This is a genomic window from Nocardia sp. NPDC005746 (genome assembly GCF_040630785.1).
Taxonomy (GTDB): domain Bacteria; phylum Actinomycetota; class Actinomycetes; order Mycobacteriales; family Mycobacteriaceae; genus Nocardia.
In genome coordinates, this window is the sequence record NZ_JBEXYE010000005.1 from 1 (window position 1) to 22435 (window position 22435).

A 22435-nucleotide genomic window follows, 5' to 3' on the forward strand; every position below is an offset into this window, starting at 1 on the left:
ACGCTGCTGCCCGCACAAGGCCGGCTCCCTGACCAAGGCCATCCACGTCCTGCAAAACCACGAGATTCAATCCGCACGAGGATGAAAAAGGCTCAGTCATCGGGCTGGGACGCGCGAGAGCCGTCGGCCCGAGGGCGAATCGCGCGCGGGTGCGGCCGAATCCCGCCCCGCCGGTCACACAGGCGACTCGAAGGTCAGCGGCGGGAGGCAGGAGGCCGCGCCCGCTGCCGCACAACCGGAACCCCGTGCTGCACAACCCGAGCCATACGCCGCGCAACCCGAGTCCCACACCGCCCGACCAGAGTCCCGGACAACGCAACCCGAGTCCCGGACGGCGCACCCTGAGTCCCGCACCGTGCAGCCGGAATCGCCTGCGGCACAGCCGAAGCAAGAGGGTGTCGCTGAGGCGGGGGCGGGTAGCTCGGGCAGGCACGGCTCACCGGCTCCAGTGCACGCACCGGACCCCCTCACCCAGGTGCGCGATTCGCTGCGCCCGCTCGGCGTCGACCCGGACGGGATGAGCCCGCGTGAATTGGAGCGGGCCTCCGCCGACGCCATCATGCGCCGCCTGAGCGAACTCACCTCCGCCTCCGACGATCTCGCCAACCAGGGTCTGGGCCCGGCCGAGTATTTCGCCCGCCGCGATGCCATTCAGCAGCGGATCTCCGAAACCATGGCGCTGCGTGGCGAAATGCGTTCGCTGTTCGAGCAGCACCGCGCGGGCACGACACCACCAACGCCCGCCGCCGCGGCGGCTCCCGCGCACCCACCGGCCGCACAGACTGGCTCGCACTCACCCTCCACGCCGAAGACCGAGCCCGCCGGACCGAAGCCCGAGCCCGCCGAGCCGAAAGCCGGATCCGAATCGGTGGCCGAGCCGCAGGTCGAGGGCCGGGCCACGCCCGGCGAGGAACCCAAGGCTGAAGCGGAATCGAAGCCCGAAGGGCGCCGGACCGAGGGCGGGGACGGGCTCGACTCGGCGCGGGAGAAGTTGCGGCGGCTCGGGGTTGATCCGGACGGAATGAGTCCCGAACAGCTGCGGCAGGCCGCGGAGGAGGCGTTCGCGCGGAAAGCCGATGAGTTCGCGGACCGGACGGCGGCACTCGAAGGAGCGGGGCTGCGGCCCGGCGAATTCCGGGTGCAGCGGATGGAGTTGCAGAAGCAGATCGACGAATTCCTCGGTGTGCGGCGGGACTTGCGGGACGACCTGGCGCATGCCGGGAACGGCGAACGCCAGGAGCCGAAGACCGCCGAGCAGCCGACGAGTCCGGAGCAACCGTCCAAGACAGGCCAGCAGACGAACACGGAGCAACCGGAAGGCACGCAGAAGCCCTCGGGCACACAGGAACCGGAGACCCCGCGCCCGGAGGAGGGCGAACCGGAGGCCGAGGCCGGCGCGGGTTCGGATGATCGCGCGAACACGGAGTCACCCGAGCAGCCGGAGACCAGCCGCGGTGAGCAGTCGCCGGAGGCGCCCGCGCCGAAGGAGGAGTTCCCCGACACGACGTCGAAGATTCCCTACACACCAAGGTATTTCACCCTGCCACCGATCCCCAAGTTCGACGCGGCGAACCCTCCCCCCGATTCCGTGTGGGAGCCCGAGCCCACGCCCGAACCCCAGCCTCAGCCCGAGCCGGAACCTCAGCCCCAGCCCCAGCCCGAACCTCAGCCCCAGCCCGAACCTCAGCCCCAGCCCGAACCTCAGCCCCAGCCGGAACCGGAGCCGACCCCCGCGCCCCAGCCGCCTACACCCGATCCGACGCCTACACCGGACCCGACGCCCCCTGCCCCTGCCCCTGCCCCGGAACCACCTACCCCAACGCCAACACCCGAACTGCCCACACCAACACCAACTCCGACACCTGAACCACCCACACCAACACCAACTCCAGAACCGCCGAAACCGCCCACACCCACACCTGGACCGCCCACACCCGAGCCGACGCCTGAGCCGACTCGGCCGTCACCCACGCCCGATCCTTCGGCGTCTGTTCCGACCAGGTCCAGTGGAAGCGGCGAAGACGGTTCGGGTGCGGGTGATCTCGCGATCCGCGAGGGCGGGGTCGGCGTGCATGCCATGTCGGCCGATTTCGCCGCGCGCGACGACGATGGTGCGCGGAGTCCGGGAGCCGGGCCCCGGTTCAGGGTGGGCCTGGTCAGGGTGGCCCGGTTATGGGCGGGTCGATTCCAGGTGGAATGCCATTCGCGGCAGGCGGATCACGCGCGGCAGGACGGAGTTCCGCATTGTGGCCGCGGGCCGCGGCGCACGGTGGCGCCGGTGCTGACGCGGGCGGTGGCCGGTTGCTGGTGCGGTCGCTGGCCGGGTTCGGGTCGTTCGCGGAGCTGGATCCACGGACCGGCGAATTGCGGCCGGTGAGTGGCATGCCGTCCGAGTCGGCGGGTCTGGGTGGGGTTTTCGGCCACCTGGACGCGGTGACCGCCGTGTTCTACCGCGACCAGGCCGGATTGGCGCTGCGACTGGACGGCGCGGTCGTGTATCTGGACGACCCCCGGGGTGTGGGTCGAGTGGTGCCCGGTGGACGGCGGATGGGCCCGGCTGGCCGTGTATCGGGGCCCTCAGTTGTGGTGTGACCTGACGTATCGGAATGCCTTGTCGGCCGGCGATATCGGATGTTTCGTACGCGATGTGGTGGCCGATCCGATGCGGCGGGCGCGTCTGTTCGGTGGTTCGGCGTGATGAGCACGCCGGATCGAGTGAAGAGAGAGTGGATGTCGAACGAACACGTCAAAGCCGAGATGGTGCAGCTGCTCGACGAAATGCGCGGGCAGATGCGGGAAGTCGCGCGGATTCAGCGGGCACGGGCGGAGATCACCGGCAGGGCAACCGTGCGCAAACGGGTGACCGTGACGACCGATGCGAACGGCGTCGTCGCCGAGGTCCGATTCGGTTCGGGGATAGCGGATCTGAGCTATCCGGAAATCGCGGACGCGATCGTGCGGGCGTCCGAGGCCGCAGCAGCGGATGCCGCCCGTCAAGTCCGGGAACTCATGGCCCCGCTGCAGCAGCGACGCACCGGCATGCCCTCGCTGAGCGACCTTGTCGAGGGCGCACCCGACATCCGCCCCATGCTGCCGCCCCTGAGTGGGGAACTACCACCACACCAGGATTCACGGCAGCCGAGCGCCGAGGACACCCGCGACCGCGATCCGGGCGCCATGTTCCGCGAATCGGGTTGGTAGCCGCCGCCCGGCGGCACGACAACGTCAAGGAATCGAAAATCCGGAATGCGCGGCGGTTATGGATGTGTAAGAGCCGCCGGGTAGGAAAGTTCGCGGCGGTTGAATCGAGGTTCGAGTCAAGAACCAGCAGGAGAGGCCCCCATCATGGGCATCATCGACACGGATGTCTGCCTGTCGTCCTTCCAGGTGTTCTGGTCGTCTTCGGACGCCACTTTCATCGCCCTGTCCGACCGATATCCCGGTCTCGTCGCCCGCAACGAGTTCTCCTCGCTGGCCGCCGTCGACGAGTTGATCGATCTGATCGAACGAGAACGGCGGCACCGGCATTCGGCCGGGCGACCCGCGGCCTGAACCGCTACACCTCGATGTGCGAGCCCATGGTGACCGTGCGGTCGCGGGGCAGCGCGAAGTACTCGGCGGCGTCGGCGGTGATGTGGGACGTGGCGATGAACAGGCGTTTGCGCCACAACGCCATGGTGGGTGCGTCACCGCGCCGCAGCTCGATCTTGGACAGGAAGTAGGACGCCTGGTCCAGGTCGAGCGCGCCCTCGGTGTCGGACGGGTCCAGCAGGCCGATCGCGGCGGGGACGTCGGGTGCGTCCATGTACCCGTAGGTAGCGGTCACGTGCACGATGCCGTCGTCGGCGTAGCCGAGGTGGTCCAGTGAGATCCGTTGCGACGCCGGGATTCGCGGGACGGGTTCGGTGCGGATGGTCATGATGACCACCTGCCGATGGCGCACGTGGTTGTGCTCGACATTGGCGCGCAGGGCCAGCGGGGCCGTCTCCTTGCCGCGGTTGAGGAAGACCGCGGTGCCGGGGACGGTGAGCACCTCGGCCCCGCCGGTGCGCAGCCGATCCACGAACTCGCGCAGCGACCCTTCCCGCCGTTCCCGCTCCGCGGTGACGAGCTCGCGGCCGCGCTGCCAGGTGGTCATGATGGTGAACGCGATGACGGCGATCAGCAGCGGCAGCCACGCGCCGTGCACCAGCTTGGTCAGGTTCGCGGCGAAGAACAGCAGATCGACGGTGAGCAGCGGGATCGCGCCGAGCGCGATCAGCCACAGCGGTGTCCCCCATTTCGCCCGCGCCACATAGAAGAACAGCATTGTGGTGATGGTGATGGTGCCGGTGACGGCGGTGCCGAAGGCGTAGGCCAGCGCCGCGGACGTGCGGAAAGCAAACACCAGGGTCAGCACCGACACCAGCAGCAGCCAGTTGATCCACGGCACGTAGATCTGCCCGAAGGTGGATTCGGAGGTGTGCGCGACCCGCAGCCGGGGCAGGTAACCGAGCTGCGCGGCCTGCGCGGCCACCGAGAACGCCCCGGTGATGACCGCCTGGGAGGCGATGACGGTGGCCGCGGTGGCCAGCAGCACCAGGGGCAGTCGCCCCCAGCCGGGCGCGAGCAGGAAGAAGGGCGCGCTCAGGTTGGCGGGATCGTCGAGGATGAGTGCGCCCTGTCCCATGTAACTCAGGACGCAGGCGGGGAAGACGAGGAACAGCCAGGCGCGCGTGATCGCACTACGCCCGAAATGACCCATATCCGCGTAGAGCGCCTCGGCGCCGGTGACCGCCAGCACGACCGCGGCCAGCGCGAAGAACGCGATACCGAAGTGCCCGAACAGGAATCCGAGCGCATAGGTCGGGGACAGCGCCTTCAGGATCTCCGGATGCTTGGTGATGCCCGAGACGCCGCACACGCCGATCACCAGGAACCAGGCGATCATGATCGGCCCGAACACCCGCCCGACCGCGGCCGTGCCGCGCCGCTGCACCAGGAACAGCACCAGGATGATCACCGCGGTGATCGGCACGATGAAGTCGTCCATCCCGGAGGAGACGGTCTTCATGCCCTCGACCGCCGACAGCACCGACATGCGGGCGTGATCATGCTGTCGCCCAGGAACAGTGACGCGCCGAAGAGTCCGAGCGCCGTCAGCATCATGGCGGTGCGCCGGCCGCCGGGCATGGTCCAGCGGCGCAGCAGGGTGATGAGCGCCATGATGCCGCCCTCGCCGTCATTGTCGGCGCGCATGGCCAGCAGCACGTAGGTGACGGTCACGATGATCATGACCGACCAGAACACCAGCGACACGATACCGAAGATATTGTCGCGGCTGACCGGAACCGGGTGCGGGTCATCGGGATTGAACACCGTCTGGAGGGTGTAGATCGGGCTGGTGCCGATATCGCCGAACACGACTCCGAGCGCCCCGATCGTCAGCGCGACGCGTGATCCGCTGTGCCCACCGGAAGCAGAGGCCGACGCGCTGTCCTCCACCGGGCCCGGGGAAACCACCACGTCGTACCTCCTCCACGCGGCTTCGGCCGAGTGCCTGCGTATCGGTCCGGACAATACCGGCCGATCGTCTGCACGGTGGCGGGGCGCACCCACGACGACGCGGAACCGATTCCTATTCCGTGGACTCCGGATGCGTCGTGGCGCCAGTCGGATCCGGATCGATGCGTGACAGTAGCGTCCGATAGCGGCGGAGCACGTCGGCTCGGTCCGGTTCGTCGGTGATCGATTCCCGGGCCGAAGCTTCGATCATCTCGGCCTGGTCGATCAGCACCCGCAGCCGCTGCGGATCGGCGGTGCGGTCCGCGATCTCGGTGAGGGCGTCCAGTTGTCGGATCATGACCGCGGGCATGCCGCGGCCCGCCTGCCGGATCTTTTCGAAGGCCCGCTGCACCAGGCGTTCGTAGGTCACCTGGTTGGCGATGACCCGCACATATCCGTCGCGGTCGCGCCGCACCGGATCGGGGTTCCAGCCGGCGACAATTCTGGACAGACAGTCGCCGAGCCAGTCGATGCAGGTCATCGCTGTGAAGGTGTCGTTCACCGCAGGAGACAATGCGCGGAGCGCGATTTCGACGATTTGGTCGATGCCGAACGAGATGTCCTGGGTGAGGGTTCTGGTGGGCCCGGCGATCTGGCCTCGTGCGAAGTTCTCCGCGATCCGATCGGCCGCTTCCGCCGGCCACACATGCGCGACGATCTGTCCCGCGGTGAGGAAATGGCCGGGCCGGAAAGGCAGATGGATGACCGCGTTCTCGGCGGCGGCCATACGCACCAGCTTCTCGTGGCGGATGTACTGCAAGTATCCGCTGCCCGCCACGCGCACCAGTCCGCCCGACTCGGTCAAGCGGATCAGGAGTTCGTCCGGCGAGGGTCCGCGCGTCGGTCCCGACCACGCGACGTGGCGGTTGGTGTCCACCGCGATCGACACCTCCGAGGCGATCCCCGCGATCACATTCGGAAGCTGAATGGCCATGGCGATGTGATTGATGAAGTAGATCAGCACCGCCAGGTCTACGACCAGGGAGGCGATCGCGACAGTCGTCGCGATGTGGGGGACGAAATCCGCACTGACCGACACCAGCGCGGCGATCGCGTACACGAAGCTGGCCACGAAGGTGCCGAGGGTGATCTGAGTGCCGCGATCACGAATGAAGTTGCGCAGCATGCGCGGACCGAACTGGGTCGAGGCCAGCGTCAGCGCGACGATGGTGATCGAGAAGACCACACCGACCACGGTGATGATGGCGGCCGCGATCGCGGTGAGGATCTGCCGGGCGGCATCGGGAGTGCCGCCGATGACCCATTCTGGAATCGTCAGCGCACCCCGATAGACCGCACGGTCGAGCCGATAGGTGACGGCGAAGAGTCCAACCGCCGCCAGCACCTCGAGCGTCGGGACGAACCACAGGTTCGTCCGCAATCCTTCCCGGCGCCGGTCGAACTCCAGGTAGGGAGCGCGGATCAACGGTCGCGCACCGAATCCGGGAGCTCGTAGAGGGCCTCCCACACCGCGAAGCTGGACAACAATTCGACAGTGCGCCAACCGCTCCCGGTCAATCGGATGAGGTTCTCGCGATCGGGCGCCTCGTCCCAGCTGCCGACCACATCGGCCTCGACGACCCCGTAGGCGGCGAGTAGGCGCAGCACCCGCGATATCCCAGACCGGCGCAGCCCCAGTTCGTAGCGCAGCTCCCATTCCGTGCGCGGATCGCGGGCCAGCAGGTCGAGTACCTCCACCACGCCGCGATGGTTCAGCAGCTGACGCAGAGCGGACAGCTCGTCCGCCAGGTTCTCCATTGCACCGACGCTAAGCGCGCGGGCCGTCCCGGGCACCCGGCCTTGACGGCACCCGTTGGCCATGCCCCGGCTTCTTAACCGATTCCTTACGGCTCTAATCTCGAGCCGCAGGGCTGAAAGACAACAGAATTCGGGGTTTTCGGTGAACGGTTTTCCCCTCGAGATCGTGCTGGCGGTCATCGGTATAGCGGTGCCGATCATGGCATTCGTCTGGGAATTGGTGCTGGTGGGGCGGAAACGGCTCGGGTATCGGGTGCAGATGGACACGCCGGTCACGGGTGAGATCGAATCGGTCTTTCCGGGCGTGCTACCGCAGTTGCGGCCCGAGGGTGACGGGGCTGCACCCGATCTGCAGGACCTCTCGGTGGTGCTGGTCCGGATCGAGAACAGCGGGCTCACCGACGTCGACAGCACCGACTACGCCTCGCCCGACAGTGATCGGGTAGGGATGCATATCCACTTCCCGCACCGGCGGGTCATCGGTATGGCGGTCACCGAATTGTCCGATGACGCAATGGGTGACAGCCTGAAGCCGGGAACGGGGATCGGGAGCCGTGAGGACGCGCAGCATCGGGTCGGGATCATCGATCTGCCCAGGGTGCCGATGGATCGAGGCGATCACTACAAGATCCTGGCCATCCTGCAACGGACGGCCGGGGCCGGGGACTATCCGCCGCCGGTGGTGCGGGCCAAACTCAAGGGCGGGCGAGTGTCGGAGACCCGCAGCCGCATCGGCGCCTCACCGAAACTGCTGGCGCTCATCGGGTTCCTGGTCGCGGTCATCGTCGTCCAATTCGTCGTCGGACCGGATGACTCGGGAAGGAAGGACGCGGCGGATTGCGTGTCCGGCAAGCTCACGCTGGTCGGGTCCACGGCCTTCGAGCCCACCATCCGCGAAGCCGCGGCGGCATACACGCAGAACTGTTCCGCGCTGGCCTTCGACTTCGAATTCGACAGCAGTGACCGGGGTTTGAGCCGGGTGGACGAGCAGGGCAAGAACGAGCCGGGGCTGCTCGCGATCACCGACGGCCCGAAGGGCGTCGGCTACCCGACGCTGCTCCCCCGCCCGCTCGCGCTGTCGCTGTTCACGATGATCGTCAATCCCGCGGTGGGAGTTCACGACCTGACCACCCAGCAGATCCGCGATATCTACGCGGGCCGGATCGACAACTGGCAGCTGCTCGGCGGCCCGGATCTGCCGGTGCGCGTGGTGAATCGGATGCTCGGCTCCGGCTCCCGGGAGGCGTTCCGCCAGCATGTGGTCGGTGACGACCAGCCGCCCGCGCCGGCCGCTACCAGCTGCCGCACCATCGCCGCCACCAAGCCTCCTGGCCCCGCGTTCTGCGAGGTCCCGGTGACCAATGACATGCTGAGAACGGTAGCCGACCTGCCGGGCTCCATCGGCTACAGCGAATTCTCCGACGCCGCGAAGGCCACCGGCGTCAAGCCGGTGACCATCGATGGTCACACGCCCACCCGGGAACAGGTGCTCGCCCACGCCTATCCGTTCTGGAGCGTCGAATACGCCTACAGCAACGGTGAACTCCCCGCTGACTCACCGGCCGCGGCGTTCCTGCGTTTCCTCACCGGTGGGACCGGCAAGGACGTGCTGCGGTCGCGGGGCAATACCCCGTGCGGCGAACTGCCGAACCCGACCACCTGTTCGCCGTAGCGGTGAAAGACCGAGGGGCCCGGTCGCCTTTGTGAGCGAGGCGACCGGACCCCAGGTATCGGCTGATCAGCCCTTGAACGGGTACTTGCTGTCCAAGTCGTAGTTCAGCTCGACGACATTGACCGTGGGCTCCCCCAGGAAGCCCAGGGTCCGGCCGCTCTTGTGGGCATCCACGACGGCCTTGATCTGGTCGGCGGACACGTTGCGCGCCTTCGCGACCCTCGCCACCTGGATGGCCGCGTACTCCGGGGAGATCTGCGGATCCAGGCCGGAGGCCGAGGCGGTCACCGCGTCGGTCGGCACCGGGGTGTCGGAGGACGCGTCACCGCGGATCGGGACGATCTGCCCGGCGGAGTAGTCCTCGCCGCGCTTGGCGCACTCCACCTTCACGCCCTCGTACGCCTCCTGGAACGGGGTGGTCTCGTGCTTCGGATCGGCCGAGCACGCCTCGTTGACGCTGATCACCCGGGTCGGGTGGGTGACCAGGCCGTGCGCGTCACGCTCGCCCATGACCGCCAGCACCGCGCCGAGGCCGCCGGAGGTGCAGTACGGACGGCTGCCGTCCACGCCCTCCAGTGTGCCGACCGCCGCGCTGCGCGCGCAGACCGTGCTCAGCAGGCTGAGCTTGTCCTTGCTCGGATCCTCCGCGTCCAGGGTGTCCACGGTGGACTCCGGGCCCATATTGCCGAAAGCGGAGTTCAGCGCGTTGTAGCCGTCGGTGCTCTCCTCGGACCACGCCGCATTGGACGGCCGCGTCTGGAAGTACTGCACCAGCGCGTTGCCCTTGGCGTCGGTGAAGGCCTGGCCGATCAGGCTGGACCCGACGACCTTGCCGTCCCGCTCGAGCAGCGAGCCGTTCGCCTTGTCCTTCAGGCCCGGCAGCTGCGAGACACCGAGAACGACGGCGGGATAGATGATTCCGGTGATCACGGTGAGCACCAGCAGCGCTCGCAGCGCCGCGATGTGCTGCCTGATCCAGGCTGACATACGCATTAGGACATCCCCGGGAAGAATTGAATGACAAGGTCGATGAGCTTGATCCCGATGAACGGCGCGATGATGCCACCGAGTCCGTAGATGTAGAGGTTGCGGCTCAACAGTTTCGACGCGCTGGACGGCCGGTAGTTCACGCCGCGCAGCGACAGCGGGATCAGCGCCACGATGACCACGGCGTTGAAGATGACCGCGGACAGGATCGCCGACTGCGGCGAATGCAGCCGCATCACGTTCAGCAGATCCAGACCCGGGAAGATCGACACGAACAACGCGGGAATGATCGCGAAGTACTTGGCGATGTCGTTGGCGATCGAGAACGTGGTCAACGCGCCCCGCGTGATCAGCAACTGCTTGCCGATCTCGACGATCTCGATCAGCTTGGTCGGGTCGGAATCCAGGTCCACCATATTGCCCGCCTCTTTCGCGGCGGACGTTCCGGTGTTCATGGCGACACCCACGTCGGCCTGCGCGAGCGCGGGCGCGTCATTGGTGCCGTCACCGGTCATGGCGACCATGCGGCCGCCGGCCTGCTCCTTCTTGATGAGCGCGAGCTTGTCCTCCGGAGTGGCCTCCGCGAGGAAGTCGTCCACGCCCGCCTCGTCGGCGATGGCCTTGGCGGTCAACGGATTGTCGCCGGTGATCATGACCGTGCGGATGCCCATGCGGCGCATCTCGTCGAAGCGCTCCCGCATACCCTGCTTCACCACATCCTTGAGATGGATGACGCCGAGCAGCTTGGCGGTGTCCCGCTTGATCTCCGCGACCACCAGCGGGGTGCCGCCGGAGGCCGAGATGCCGTCGACGGTCTCGCCGACCTGGCTCGGGATCTCGCCGCCGTGGGCGCGCACCCATTCGGTGACCGCGCTGGCCGCGCCCTTGCGCAATCGGTGTCCGTCGGACAGGTCCACACCCGACATGCGGGTCTGGGCGGTGAACTCCACCCAGGTCGCGCCGGTGAGCTCACCGGGGGTGCGCTCGCGCTTGTTGTACGCCACCTTGGCGTACACGACGATCGAGCGGCCCTCGGGGGTCTCGTCCGCGAGGCTGGAAAGCTGTGCGGCGTCGGCCAATTCGTCGGCGGTCACGCCCGGCATCGGCACGAAATCCGAGGCCTGGCGGTTGCCCAGGGTGATGGTGCCGGTCTTGTCCAGCAGCAAGGTGTTCACATCGCCCGCGGCCTCCACGGCACGACCGGACATGGCCAGCACATTGCGCTGCACCAGGCGGTCCATGCCCGCGATGCCGATGGCCGACAGCAGCGCGCCGATGGTCGTCGGAATCAGGCAGACGAGCAGCGAGACCAGCACGATGCCGGTGACGCCATTGCCGTCCAGCGCCAGATTGTCCAGCACGCCAGGGTTGTTGGCCTTGGAGAAGATGGCGGGCGGCTGCAGCGTCGCCACCGCGAACACGAAGATGATCGTCAACGCGGCCAGCAGGATGTTGAGCGCGATCTCGTTCGGCGTCTTCTGCCGCGACGCGCCCTCGACGAGCGCGATCATCTTGTCGATGAACGAGCCGCCCGGCTCCTGGGTGATCTGGACGACGATACGGTCCGACAGCACCGTGGTGCCGCCGGTCACCGCCGACCGGTCACCGCCGGATTCGCGGATGACGGGAGCGGATTCACCGGTGATGGCCGACTCGTCCACGGAGGCAATGCCTTCCACGACGTCACCGTCACCGGGGATGACCTGGCCCGCCTCGACGACCACGTAGTCGCCGCGCTGCAGCTCCGGAGCGGCTACCCGCTCCTCGACGACGCGCGCTCCCGGCGACCAGTTCGCCAGACGACGAGCGACCGTATCGGTCTTGGCCTTTCGCAGCGTGTCGGCCTGCGCCTTGCCGCGGCCCTCGGCCACCGCCTCGGCCAGGTTGGCGAAAATCACCGTCAGCCACAGCCAGACGACGATCGCCCAGGCGAAGAACGTCGGGTTCGCGATGGCCAGGACGGTGGTCCAGACCGCGCCGATCTCGACGATCAACATCACCGGATTGCGCCACATGATGCGCGGATCCAGCTTCTTCAACGCGTCCGGCAGCGACTTGATCAGCATCTTCGGGTCGAACAATCCCGCTGACACACCGCGTTTCGGGTTGCTGTGCGCCGTCTGCACGGGCACGGAATCGATGGTGGGAGTGCTCATGAGTGGATTCCTTCAGCGAGCGGGCCGAGCGCCAGCATCGGCAGGAAGGTGAGCGCGACCAGAATGAGGGTGACGCCCGCGACCATGCCGACGAACTGCGGCCGATGCGTCGGCAGCGTGCCCTCGGAGGCCGGGGTGTGACCCTGCGCCGCCAGCGAGCCGGCCAGCGCCAGCACGAAGATCATGGGGATGAAGCGGCCGAACACCATGGCCAGGCCCAGCGCGGTGTTCCACCACACGGTATTGCCGGACAGACCGGCGAAGGCCGAACCATTGTTGTTGGCCGCGGAAGTGAAGGCGTACAACACTTCCGACAGCCCGTGCGGACCCGAGTTCGCCATGCTCGCGCGTTCCCCCGGCAGGGCCATCGCGACAGCGGTTCCGGTCAGCACGATCAGCGGCGTCACCAGGAAGTAGGCGGCGGCGAGCTTGATCTCCTTCGGAGTGATCTTCTTGCCCAGGTACTCCGGCGTGCGGCCGACCATCAGGCCCGCCACGAACACGGTGATGACCGCGAGGATCAGCATCCCGTACAGACCCGACCCGGTACCGCCGGGCGCGACCTCACCGAGCTGCATGTTGAACATGGTCATCATGCCGCCGAGGCTGGTGTACGAGTCGTGCGCCGAGTCCACCGCACCGGTGGAGGTGAGCGTCGTCGCGGCGGCGAAGGTCGCCGAATTCGAGACGCCGAAGCGGGATTCCACGCCTTCCATCGACGCGCCGATGGCACTGGGAACGGTGCCGTGGTGCTGCAGCTGGAAGAGGTTCATCAGCGTCACGCTGAGAATCGCGAGGGTCGCCATGACGGCGGCGATCGCCACGCCCTGCTTCGGCGAGCCGACCATGCGCCCGAGGGTGCGCGGCAGCGAGAAGCTGATCACCAGCAGCAGGAAGATCTCGATCCAGTTGGTCCATGCGGTCGGATTCTCGAACGGGTGCGCTGAGTTCGCGTTGAAGAAGCCGCCACCGTTGGTGCCCAGCTCCTTGATGACCTCCTGACTCGCGACCAGACCGCCCGGCAGATTCTGCGAACCGGTGTTGCCCACGGTCTGCGCGACCTGGTCATAGACGTGCAGGTTCTGGATGACGCCACCCGCGACCAGCACGATCGCGAAAACGACGGCCATCGGCAACAGGATCCGGATGGTTCCCCTCACAAGATCCACCCAGAAGTTGCCGAGCTCGCCGCTGTGGCGACGGGCGAACCCGCGCACCAGCGCGACCGCCACGGCCATGCCGACGGCGGCGGAGACGAAGTTCTGCACGCTCAGGCCCACGGCCTGAACCACATGGCCCATCGTCGATTCACCGGCGTAGTTCTGCCAGTTGGTGTTGGTGACGAAGCTGATGGCGGTGTTCCACGCAAGATCCGCGGTCATCTCGGTGCCCGGATCGCTCAGGTGCAACGGCAGTTTGCCCTGGATCAGCTGTAGGAAGAACAGGAACAGCACACTGATGGCCGAGAAAGCCAGCACGCTGCGCGCGTAGACGGCCCAGGTCATCTCCACGCCCGGCTGCACGCCGATCAGCCGATAGATGCCCCGCTCAGCCTTGTTGTGCTTCTCGCTGCTGTAGACCCGGTACATGTAGTCGCCCAGCGGCACATGCACCGCGGCCAGCGCGATGATCAGGGATACCGCGAACAGGATCCCCGCTGTCGTCGTGCTCACTTAGAACCTCTCCGGATACAGCAGCGCCGCCACCAGATAGATGGCGATACCGATGGCCAGGACCAGACCGACAATGTTCTGAGTCACAGCCGTTCCACCCCGCGTTGGATCAAGCCGAACAGGGCGAAAATCGCCACAGTCAGCACCGTGAACACCACGACGGACATCTCTCGAACCTCTCTCTGAACGGCACGTCCCAAGACGCGCCGGAGTGAGTCAAGCGCCCGATAAGGCCATATTCGAGGACCTTTACGCCTTCTTAGCGTCCCACGGGGTCGCATTGACGCTCCGCTTACAGCGTCGCCCCGCGCGTCGCACAGATGTCGTCGACAAGTCGCCCGAATCCGTCAAAAAACCGTCAGGACCTGCGGTCTCAGGCCAACTGACCGACCCGGGGGGCTAGCGCCCCAGCACCCTGAGGATGGTCCCGTCCAGGCTCGCGGAGACGTAGCCGCCGTCGTTGTACGCGTTGGAGATATAGACGCGAAGGACCTGCCGACCGTCGCTGAAAGTCCCGTCGGCGTCGACGATGATGTAGCGAGTCGTGGGGTTGGGGACCTTCAGTTTCTGGGCGGCCTCGGCCAGCAGGCCGGGGAGGATATCCCAGTTGATGGAGCTCAAGTCGATGGTGCTGCCGGTGAGTTGACCGCCCACGCCCTCGCGCTTGGCGGCGCCGTTGCTGTAGCTGAACGTGTCGTAATGGTTGGGCTCGTTCGCGACTGGGGCACCGGAGGACACGTGTTCGGGATAGATGGTGGTTTCGGTGAATTGCTTTCCGCCGCTGACCTTCTCCAGTGCCGCGATGGCCTTGCGGACCCCGTCCGGAGTCAGCAGATCGACGGCGGGGGCGCCCTTGGCGGTGGTGGGCGCGATCATCGTGGGCAGCGCGGCCCCGCTGCTCAGGATGATGTCCGTGGGGTCGGCTTGGCCGGTCGGCAGGCTCGACCCGCCCTGGCTGTCGGGCGAGGGCCACAGGGCGATGGCGGCGGCCACGGCGACCGCCAGGCCCACGGCGACACCGGCGAAGATCCACGGACGCGCATTGCGTTGCGGCGCAGCGGGTGTGGGGTTCGGCGGCATCGGCACGAACGCCTGCGGAGCGGTGAAGCCGCCCGGGTGCGGGATGGTCGTCGCGAATCCCGGAGGGGTCGTCGGGAACGGCTGCGAGTGGGCCGCCGTCGCGAACGGCTGAGGCTGGGCCACCGTCGCGTACGCCTGGGGCTGCGGGGTCGACGGAAATGCCTGGAACGCCTGGGGTTGCGGGGTCAGGTCCTGGGGGGAGGTGACCACGCCGTGCGAGCCCGAGAACTGTTGGTGCGCAAGCTGTTCCGGGGCGGTGTCGCCGGTGGCGATCACCTGGGAGAGCATGCGGTCGATCTGGTCGGCGGGCGGGCGGTGGCCCGGATTGGGGACCAGGAGGGCCTGCAGGACCGGGGTCAGCGGTCCGGCCTGACGCGGGGGCGGGACCGAGCCCATGAGGACGGCGGCGAGGGTCGCGACGTCGGTGTCGCGGCGCATGGGCTGGTAGCCCTCGACCGCGGCGAACATCACCAGGCCGAGGGACCAGAGGTCGGAGGCGGGGTTGCCCTCGTGGCCCTGAAGGCGTTCGGGGGCGACATAGGGCAGGGAGCCGACGACGCTGCCGGTGGAGGTGAGCCCCGTCAGGTCGTTGACGGCGGCGATGCCGAAATCGGTGAGGACGGGCGAACCGTCGGTGCGCAGCAGCACGTTCGGCGGTTTCACGTCGCGGTGCAGGACGCCGACAGCGTGGGCGGCGCGCAGACCCGCGAGGATGCCGCGCCCGACCAAGGCGGCGTGCGCGGGCGTCATGGGCCCGTCGTCGAGCCGGTCCGCGAGCGAGCCGCCCGCGACCAGTTCCATGACGATCCACGGATGCTGCTCGGCGGGCGTGTCCACGATGTGGTGGATGGCCACCACATTGGGGTGGGTGATGCGGGCCAGGGCGCGGGCTTCGCGCAGTACGCGTTCGCGCTGGACCTCGGCGGCGGTGGCCTCGCCCTCGGCCTTCACTTCCTTCAGCGCCACCTCGCGGTGCAGGGCCACGTCGTACGCGCGCCACACCGTGCCCATGCCACCGCTGCCGAGTGGTTCGATCAACTCGAAACGCCCGTCGACCATTGACCGCCCGGAATTCACGGACGTCAGCTTAGGGTTCCCCCACTGCCTACGCGAGATCTGGTACCGGTTGGCCTTTCCCCCCGCCCGGATCCCGCCGGCACCGCGGCCGGTGGCTCTCTCAGCCGCCCTGCAAAGCGTTGCCGATCCCGGTGGCCGCGCCGAGCTCGTAACCGACGGCCGCGCTGATGGCGCCGACGGAGACACCGGCCACGATCGCACTGAGCACCGCACCGATCACGGCGCCGATGCCGGCCCCCGCGAGGGCGCCACCCCCGATCCCGATGGGCGCACCCACTCCCAGGGTCGGAATACCCATGGCGAGACCACCCGCGACCCCGCCGATGGCGGCACCGGCCGCGGCCCCGATGAGCGCTCCCGGCACCGCCCCGATCACCGCGCCCGATACCGTCCCCACGACCGCGCCGATGATGAGACCGGCGGCGCCACTGTTCACGTTCAGGTTGGTGGCGTTGTCCGAGTAGCCGGCGGCGACGGGGACCGGGTGCAGTCCATCGCCGACTGCGGCCTGAGCGGCGGCCGCGGCGTTCTTCGCCTGATCGAGGACGGCGGCGGGAATGGCCGGCACGCCGGGCTGCGCCAGACCGTTCTGAAGCTGCTCGAAAAGCACCGGGGCCGGGTCGCCGGGTTGCGCCGCTGCCTCGGCGGTGGCGATGGAGCAGGTCACGGCGACGGCCAGTGGTATCGCGCCGACGATCGGCAACAGGGCGCGTCGCGACGCGCTGGTCCGGGATCCTCCATACCGACGAGTCATTCGACAACCCTCTCGCTGGATTCGACTTGGAAATACTCCCCTGGCTACCGGTGATGGGCATGTGCGTCACGAACGATAGCTGATAAGTAGCTATTTCCGGCTCAAGGGCGTGGCCTGTCTCCGATCCCGTGCGAGAATCCTGTCAACAACACCGGACACGGCCGCAAAGAAACCGTCAGGAACGGCTACGTGACCAGCATCGGAGGTATGAAGTGGGGAGCCCGGCCGCGGCCGAGGCGATACCCGCGCATACACAAGGAGAAACCGTGCCGCACGTCGCCGTCACCTTGATGGTGATCTTCGGGTTCATCGGCTGCGCGCTCATACTGCGCGTGATGGCCAACGCCGAAGCCCGCCGCGAACCCGTCCGCATGGCACCGCAGGGCATCCGCGCACCTCGCGCGATGATGGACGAGTGAAGCGCGGTGTGACTTCAACGCCAACAACTGTGTTGGAGAATCGAATCCCGGACTGAATCGCCCCGGTGAGTCCGGAGGTATCAGCCAGACCTGGAAATGGGTCTTGCGACCCTCGCCAGGGCGATGGTGACCCGCGCCCGCCTCGGCCCGGGACAGTCATGACGACCATCCCGGTGGCCCGCTTGCGGGCCATGCGCGAGGGCGAGCGCCGTGCCCGGGTTCGCCGCGACGGCGGACGCCTCAGGCCTCGTCCGAATGCCGGGTGAGCAGCCGCTCGGTGGCGTCGTACTCGTAGAGTTCGGCATAGCGTCCCCAGTCGATGGCGATCCGCAGTTGTCGCCGCGCTGCGTGCTCGGTGAAGCCCCGCCGCAGCAGGTCGAGGAAGAAGCCGTCACGCAGCCGCTGGTTGCGTGCACTGGCCAGCGCGTGGTCGATCGCCGCGACCAGCGGCGCCTTGGCCCGCGCCTGCCGCGCGAAAATGGCCTTGGCACTGTCGATATCGGCCTCGGTGAACAGGGTGCCGTCGAGGGTGAGCTCGATATCCCCGTCGGCGGTGGTGGCCAACCCCAGCATGGTGGCGGCGTCGACCAGCGGCATCAGATCGTCGACCTCGAAGCGCAACCCGCCCGCCAGATCCGGCAGGTCGGCCTGCCCGCCCCGGGCGGCGACAAAATCCAGCATGCCGGCGATTCCGTCCACCCCGGCATCGGGCAGCGGCCGGGTGGTGGGGGTGGGGGTGATGCTCGGCCAGCTGCCATCGAAGGTGGCGTCGGTGAGCATCCGATAGGCCTGGTCCACCAGCGCCTGGAACCCCGCGCCGCGCGGGTCTCGCGGCTGCGGGAGACGCACCTGGATCTCACCCTTGATTCGCCCGGGATTGTTGTCCAGCACCAGGATTCGATCGGCCAGCTGCACGGCCTCCTCGATATTGTGGGTGACCATCAGCATGGTCTTGGTCGGGAAGGCAGTCTCCGCCCGCAGTCGCATGAGCTCGCCGCGCAGGTTCTCGGCGGTCAAGACGTCCAGCGCCGAGAACGGCTCGTCCATGAGCAATACCTCCGGCTGCACCACCAGGGCGCGGGCGAATCCCACTCGCTGGCGCATGCCGCCGGAAAGCTCCTTGGGATAGGCGTTCTCGAAACCGTCCAGGCCGATCATGTCGATGGCGTCGGTGACCCGCTCGCCGCGCTCCCAGGCCGAAATCCCTCGGGCGCGCAGGCCGAGTTCGACGTTCTGCCGCACGGTCAGCCACGGCAGCAACGCGAAGGTCTGGAACACCATGGCGGTATTGGCATTCGGCTCGGTGATCTCGGTCTCCCGGATGCGCGCGGACCCCGCGGAGGGGGGCGTCAGGCCCGCGATGATCCGCAGCAGCGTGGACTTGCCGGATCCGGATTTGCCCAGCAGCGCGACGATTTCGCCCTCGCACAGCTCGAGGCAGACATCCGAGAGCACAGGCAGCTGCTCGCCGGAGGGGTTGGCGAAGTTCTTGGTGACACGATCGACGGTGATGATGGGGGCGGACACGATGGGTCCTCCTTTCGAAAAGTGTTTCAGCTCAGCGAGAATCGCCGTTCGGCGGTGCGCTGCAGGCGTCGCCACAACAGGCGGTTGATCGTCACCGTGACCACGCTCATCACCACGGTGCCGAGCAGCACCCTGGCGAAGACGTCGTCGGTGGTGGCGTTGGTGATGTACGCGCCCAGGCCGTAGGCCTCCATATGCGTGTTCCCGGCCTCCACGACCTCGCCGACCAGCGTGGCGTTCCACGCACCGCCGAACGCGGTGATCGCACCGACCACGTAGCCGGGCGCGATCGCGGGCAATATCAACGACTTCCAGCGCTGCACGCCGTGCACGCCGAGATCGTCCATGGCCTCGCGCAGGTCCGTCGGGATCTGCCCGGCCGCCGCGATCACGTTGAACAGCACGTACCACTGCGCACCCAGCGCCATCAGCGCGATGCCGCCGATATTCAGTGAGATACCGGTGTAGGTGAGCGCCGCGATGACGAAGATGAACAGGAACTGGGCCGGGAAACTGGCCAGCACCTGCACCACCGGCTGAGCGAACCGGCAGATGCGCGGATTCATCCCGATCCACACGCCGACCGGCACCCACACGATGGTGGAGACCACCAGCAGCACGATCACGCGGCCGAGGCTGGCCAGCCCCATCAGCGAGGTCGGCCCGAATTCGGCCAGGCCCACGGTTCGCTCGAAGTAGGAGGCGAGTGCCCAGGTGCCCCAGGCGAGCGCGGCGAAGAGCAGTCCGAAGAAGAGCACATCGCCGATGCGGCTGCCCGCGCGCTCGTCGTAGGCGGAACGGGTGCTGCGCCCGAAGACCCGCATGAGGCGATCGACGTGCTCACCGACCGGTCGTAGCACCCGTGCCAGCCGGCCCGGCACCGTGCTGCGGCGCAGCAGGTCGAGCACCAGACTCCGTGGGGCCTGCGCACTTTCGGTGTGCTCCACCCGGAATCGCTCCGACCACGCCGTGAGCGGCCGCCAGAACACCACGTTCACCAGGACGATGGTGAGCACCATGACCAGCGCACCCACGACGAGATTGCCGACCTGGGCCTCGGAGGTGGCCGCCGCGATGAAGCTACCCATGCCGGGCAACGCTTCGTCCCGGCCGGATACCGTGATGACCTCCGAGGCCGCGAGCATGAACCACGCGCCGCCGAAGCTCATCATGCCGTTCCAGATCATCGGCACCATCGCCGTCGGCACCTCCAGCTGCCACAGCCGCTGCCAGCGGGTGAGCCGCATCATGCGGGCCGAATCATCCAGCTCCCGGGGCATATTGCGCAGCGCCTGGTAGTAGGCGAAGGTCATGTTCCAGGCCTGCGCGGTGAAGATGGCGAAGATGCACGCCGCCTCCGCGCCCAGATACGAGCCGTGGAACAGGCCCACGAACGCGGTGACCGTGATCGAGACCAGCGCCAGCACCGGCACCGACTGCAGTACGTCGAGCGCCGGGATGAGCACCTTCTCAGCTCGTCGCGAGCGCGCCGCCCACTGGCCGACGATCAGCGTGAAGAGGATGGACGCCGCCAGGCCGATGAACATGCGCAGCGTGGTGCGGGCCGCGTAATAGGGCAGATTCGCGGGATCGGTTGACACGGTCTCGGTTCCGATATCCGGCGTCCAGGGCACCGCCATGTCCCGAAACAGCCGCAGCACCACCAGGATCAGCAGCACGCCCACGCCGATGATCAGGTAGTCCACCGCTCGGAGCCGGCCGCGCGCCCGCGGTACCTCGGGAGTCGTCTTGGGGCGGTCCGGAATTGCCAATTCAAGAGTCATTGCTGTTCACCTCGCTCCGAGCGGCTTCGTCGCAACTCAGTTGGTCGATTCGGCGGCGACCGCGGGCGGTGCGGTCATGACGTTGAAGGCATGCACGGCCGAGGCCAGCACCGCCGGTGCGCCGACGAGCAGGTTGAAAACCACGACGCCTATCCCGGCCCCGGCCACCGCGCCCTCCAGACAGCCGGTGATGGCGCCGGGAATCGCCAACGTGCCCAACGTCAATGCGCCGACCGCGAGACCTTGGCCCGCGCCCAGCAGGACGCAGCCTAGCGGCGCGCCGATGACGGCACCCAGCAGCGTGCCCACCGCCAGGGCGACGGTGAGTTCGTTGTTGACATTCTGGAAGACGGTATTCATCCGATCCTCGAAGCTGTCGGGATCGGCAATCTGCTGTGCCGCAGGGCCTTCGGCCTGCGCCTCGGTGGCGGCGTGCAGCTCCGCGGCGATGCGTCGTTCCTCGGCGCTGACCGGTCGGGCCCGATCCGGGCTCGGGGTGAGGGTGGCGCTGTCGCCGTCGATGCGGGCGTCGATCGGGTACGTCGTGTCCTGCTTGGTGATGGTCAGCGGGATCGCCCCCACCACCACGCCCTGCGGGTCGAGGATCTGCAGCTGGTCGGTGGTGGTTCGGAACGTGCCGAGGTCGGTGCGCAGCACCACCGATCGGTCCACGATCCGGGCGTCGCCGGACACGGCCTGAATGTTCACAGCGTCGGCGAGCCGGACGTCCGGTCCGGGTGCCGTGGCCGAAGCGGCGGCCGGGGCGACCAGTCCGGCGGCGGTCAGCGCTGCGGTGGCGAATGCGAGCAAGCGAATTCTCATCGGGATGTTTCCCCTCGGGATACCGCTGCCCGCATCGGTTTCCGGGCAGCGTCGAATACCGTCGAGCATGGTGGCGCCGACGGGTCGGATATATGCGAATCTCCGAATTCATTCGCAAAATGTGCATGCGAATAGTCCGGTGCCGCGCTGGCGGCATCGTGATATCGGAGAATTACGTGCGTCGAGATATCGACGCGATTTTGGTGTGCTGGCTAGCGGCCCGGACCGAGGCGGAGGGGCCGGCCCGGAGATCCCGGGTCATCATCGGGTGCCATTGTGCTACCCGACCTCCTCACTGGTAGAACGCGATTCGTCAACGCACTGGGGAGGTCGCCCGGAACTCTCGGGGCGGACGCACACCCCTCTCGTCAGAGTTTTGGCACTGCACGACGTGTTCCGAATCGGAAAGCCACTTTGGATTACCCCTTGAGCCGGAGAAATCTGTCCTAACCTTGGGCGTCTCTCGACGTCGTCAGATCAGTGGCCTATGTTCGTGCAGGAGCCTCGCCTATCGAGGTGCAACAGGGAACCTAGTAAAAGACTCGCTAAAAGTCAAAACCGCTATTCGCTCATTCTTCGACCGCGGCCGACACCGCTGATAGAGCACCGGCGCGCCGAGGAGGTGCAGTCCGAGGGTGGTCGCGTCGTCGGAGGCCACCCGGGTGCGGGCTCTGATCTCAGGACCCGATGACAGGCCCGCCGGGAGCGTCGTCGACCAATCCCGCGGCCATGTGTTACTGGACCAACATGGGCGCCCCCGCCAAGACCGCCGATGTCGGCTTACCTACCCAATGTTGAAGCGGCAGCAGTGGTCAGCCAGGGGCTGGAAGGCTCTGGAGCAGCCGCGGCTTTCTGGTGTTCCATTGACTGACTCACGACGGGGAGGACCCCGTCCGGACTTCGGGCCCCGGACTCGCGCATACGGTACGCAGGAACCCCAAGTACCGGAACCAATGGTGCAGGGGAGCGGGCGTGGCCGGCGAGTTCAACCGGTCGAGGTCCATGTAATGAGAGCGTTAAGACGGCCGGCACGGTAGTCCTCGACCATCCGGTCATACGCTGGGCGTTTCTTGGTCTCGGCGAAGGCTGAGACGGGCTTCTCGGTATAAATTTCACATATGGACCAGCCTCGAGCTTCGGCGATCCGCCTACAGTCCTCGAGTTGGCGTTCCAACCGCCAGG

General features: G+C 67.4%; 18 protein-coding genes, 1 pseudogene and 1 riboswitch. Of the genes and pseudogenes, 6 read left to right on the forward strand and 13 right to left on the reverse strand.

Annotated elements, in window-relative coordinates; all coding sequences use genetic code 11:
* Positions 1 to 448: 448 nt before the first annotated feature.
* The 4 genes from ABZ412_RS10940 to ABZ412_RS10955 all read left to right on the forward strand — a co-directional run bounded on the left by ABZ412_RS10940 (position 449) and on the right by ABZ412_RS10955 (position 3552).
* On the forward strand, positions 449 to 2377 hold the full coding sequence (locus tag ABZ412_RS10940) for a hypothetical protein (RefSeq protein WP_357279045.1): 1929 nt from the start codon (positions 449 to 451) through the stop codon (positions 2375 to 2377).
* 5 nt (positions 2378 to 2382) lie between these two features.
* Entirely contained in the window at positions 2383 to 2592 is a 210-nt protein-coding gene (locus ABZ412_RS10945) for a hypothetical protein (protein ID WP_357279047.1), read from the forward strand.
* Between the two features lie 138 nt (positions 2593 to 2730).
* Positions 2731 to 3201, forward strand: a complete 471-nt coding sequence (locus ABZ412_RS10950; protein WP_357279049.1) for a YbaB/EbfC family nucleoid-associated protein — start codon at positions 2731 to 2733, stop codon at positions 3199 to 3201.
* A gap of 144 nt (positions 3202 to 3345) precedes the next feature.
* Complete coding sequence (locus ABZ412_RS10955; protein WP_357279051.1) at positions 3346 to 3552, forward strand: hypothetical protein; 207 nt, start codon at positions 3346 to 3348, stop codon at positions 3550 to 3552.
* 4 nt (positions 3553 to 3556) lie between these two features.
* Here the strand turns inward: ABZ412_RS10955 and ABZ412_RS10960 are convergent.
* From ABZ412_RS10960 to ABZ412_RS10970, 3 genes and pseudogenes are all read right to left on the reverse strand, one after another.
* Positions 3557 to 5427: pseudogene (locus tag ABZ412_RS10960) on the reverse strand (potassium transporter Kup).
* A 190-nt stretch (positions 5428 to 5617) separates the two neighbouring features.
* A complete protein-coding gene (locus ABZ412_RS10965; RefSeq protein ID WP_357279053.1) occupies positions 5618 to 6970 on the reverse strand; it encodes a DUF2254 domain-containing protein in 1353 nt (450 codons plus the stop codon).
* Positions 6967 to 7302 carry a hypothetical protein gene (locus ABZ412_RS10970; protein ID WP_357279055.1) on the reverse strand — a complete coding sequence of 112 codons (336 nt, stop codon included), beginning with the start codon at positions 7300 to 7302 and terminating at the stop codon, positions 6967 to 6969. The genes ABZ412_RS10965 and ABZ412_RS10970 overlap by 4 nt, the downstream gene beginning before the upstream one ends.
* A gap of 142 nt (positions 7303 to 7444) precedes the next feature.
* On the opposite strand from ABZ412_RS10970, the gene ABZ412_RS10975 reads away from it, so the two are divergent.
* A complete protein-coding gene (locus tag ABZ412_RS10975) occupies positions 7445 to 8974 on the forward strand; it encodes a substrate-binding domain-containing protein (protein WP_357279056.1) in 1530 nt (509 codons plus the stop codon).
* Between the two features lie 66 nt (positions 8975 to 9040).
* Here ABZ412_RS10975 and ABZ412_RS10980 read toward each other — a convergent pair whose 3' ends face one another.
* From ABZ412_RS10980 to ABZ412_RS11005, 6 genes are all read right to left on the reverse strand, one after another.
* The gene (locus ABZ412_RS10980; protein ID WP_357279059.1) at positions 9041 to 9967 is read right to left on the reverse strand and encodes a potassium-transporting ATPase subunit C; all 927 of its coding nucleotides are present in this window, start codon (positions 9965 to 9967) and stop codon (positions 9041 to 9043) included.
* Positions 9967 to 12117 (reverse strand): potassium-transporting ATPase subunit KdpB, encoded by a 2151-nt coding sequence (gene kdpB, locus ABZ412_RS10985; protein WP_357279062.1) that lies wholly within the window; start codon positions 12115 to 12117, stop codon positions 9967 to 9969. Before kdpB ends, ABZ412_RS10980 begins: the two co-directional genes overlap by 1 nt.
* On the reverse strand, positions 12114 to 13790 hold the full coding sequence (gene kdpA / locus ABZ412_RS10990; protein WP_357279064.1) for a potassium-transporting ATPase subunit KdpA: 1677 nt from the start codon (positions 13788 to 13790) through the stop codon (positions 12114 to 12116). The genes kdpB and kdpA overlap by 4 nt, the downstream gene beginning before the upstream one ends.
* Entirely contained in the window at positions 13791 to 13877 is an 87-nt protein-coding gene (gene kdpF, locus ABZ412_RS10995) for a K(+)-transporting ATPase subunit F (RefSeq protein WP_357279956.1), read from the reverse strand.
* Positions 13878 to 14189: 312 nt separating this feature from the next.
* Complete coding sequence (locus ABZ412_RS11000; protein ID WP_357279067.1) at positions 14190 to 15947, reverse strand: protein kinase; 1758 nt, start codon at positions 15945 to 15947, stop codon at positions 14190 to 14192.
* Between the two features lie 100 nt (positions 15948 to 16047).
* Complete coding sequence (locus tag ABZ412_RS11005) at positions 16048 to 16701, reverse strand: hypothetical protein (protein WP_357279069.1); 654 nt, start codon at positions 16699 to 16701, stop codon at positions 16048 to 16050.
* A gap of 266 nt (positions 16702 to 16967) precedes the next feature.
* Between ABZ412_RS11005 and ABZ412_RS11010 the strand changes: the two genes are divergently transcribed.
* The gene (locus ABZ412_RS11010; protein ID WP_357279072.1) at positions 16968 to 17120 is read left to right on the forward strand and encodes a hypothetical protein; all 153 of its coding nucleotides are present in this window, start codon (positions 16968 to 16970) and stop codon (positions 17118 to 17120) included.
* A 240-nt stretch (positions 17121 to 17360) separates the two neighbouring features.
* On the opposite strand, the gene ABZ412_RS11015 is transcribed toward ABZ412_RS11010, so the two are convergent.
* The 4 genes from ABZ412_RS11015 to ABZ412_RS11030 form a co-directional block, all read right to left on the reverse strand.
* Positions 17361 to 18647 (reverse strand): nitrate/sulfonate/bicarbonate ABC transporter ATP-binding protein, encoded by a 1287-nt coding sequence (locus ABZ412_RS11015; RefSeq protein WP_357279074.1) that lies wholly within the window; start codon positions 18645 to 18647, stop codon positions 17361 to 17363.
* A gap of 26 nt (positions 18648 to 18673) precedes the next feature.
* The gene (locus ABZ412_RS11020; protein ID WP_357279077.1) at positions 18674 to 20431 is read right to left on the reverse strand and encodes an ABC transporter permease subunit; all 1758 of its coding nucleotides are present in this window, start codon (positions 20429 to 20431) and stop codon (positions 18674 to 18676) included.
* Between the two features lie 36 nt (positions 20432 to 20467).
* Positions 20468 to 21253: a hypothetical protein gene (locus tag ABZ412_RS11025; protein ID WP_357279079.1), complete on the reverse strand. Its 786-nt coding sequence runs from the start codon at positions 21251 to 21253 to the stop codon at positions 20468 to 20470.
* A gap of 353 nt (positions 21254 to 21606) precedes the next feature.
* Positions 21607 to 21776, reverse strand: a riboswitch (M-box (ykoK) riboswitch).
* A 462-nt stretch (positions 21777 to 22238) separates the two neighbouring features.
* Positions 22239 to 22427, reverse strand: a complete 189-nt coding sequence (locus ABZ412_RS11030; RefSeq protein WP_357279081.1) for a recombinase family protein — start codon at positions 22425 to 22427, stop codon at positions 22239 to 22241.
* Between the last annotated feature and the right edge of the window lie 8 nt (positions 22428 to 22435).

What these genes read in the sequence shown, in the direction of transcription:
- ABZ412_RS10945 (WP_357279047.1), top strand. Translation starts at nt 2,383, where the DNA reads ATGCCGTCCGAGTCGGCGGGTCTGGGTGGGGTTTTCGGCCACCTGGAC.
- ABZ412_RS10950 (WP_357279049.1), top strand. Translation starts at nt 2,731, where the DNA reads ATGTCGAACGAACACGTCAAAGCCGAGATGGTGCAGCTGCTCGACGAA.
- ABZ412_RS10955 (WP_357279051.1), top strand. Translation starts at nt 3,346, where the DNA reads ATGGGCATCATCGACACGGATGTCTGCCTGTCGTCCTTCCAGGTGTTC.
- ABZ412_RS10970 (WP_357279055.1), bottom strand. Translation starts at nt 7,302, where the DNA reads ATGGAGAACCTGGCGGACGAGCTGTCCGCTCTGCGTCAGCTGCTGAAC.
- ABZ412_RS10980 (WP_357279059.1), bottom strand. Translation starts at nt 9,967, where the DNA reads ATGCGTATGTCAGCCTGGATCAGGCAGCACATCGCGGCGCTGCGAGCG.
- kdpB (WP_357279062.1), bottom strand. Translation starts at nt 12,117, where the DNA reads ATGAGCACTCCCACCATCGATTCCGTGCCCGTGCAGACGGCGCACAGC.
- ABZ412_RS11005 (WP_357279069.1), bottom strand. Translation starts at nt 16,701, where the DNA reads ATGACTCGTCGGTATGGAGGATCCCGGACCAGCGCGTCGCGACGCGCC.
- ABZ412_RS11020 (WP_357279077.1), bottom strand. Translation starts at nt 20,431, where the DNA reads ATGACTCTTGAATTGGCAATTCCGGACCGCCCCAAGACGACTCCCGAG.
- ABZ412_RS11025 (WP_357279079.1), bottom strand. Translation starts at nt 21,253, where the DNA reads ATGAGAATTCGCTTGCTCGCATTCGCCACCGCAGCGCTGACCGCCGCC.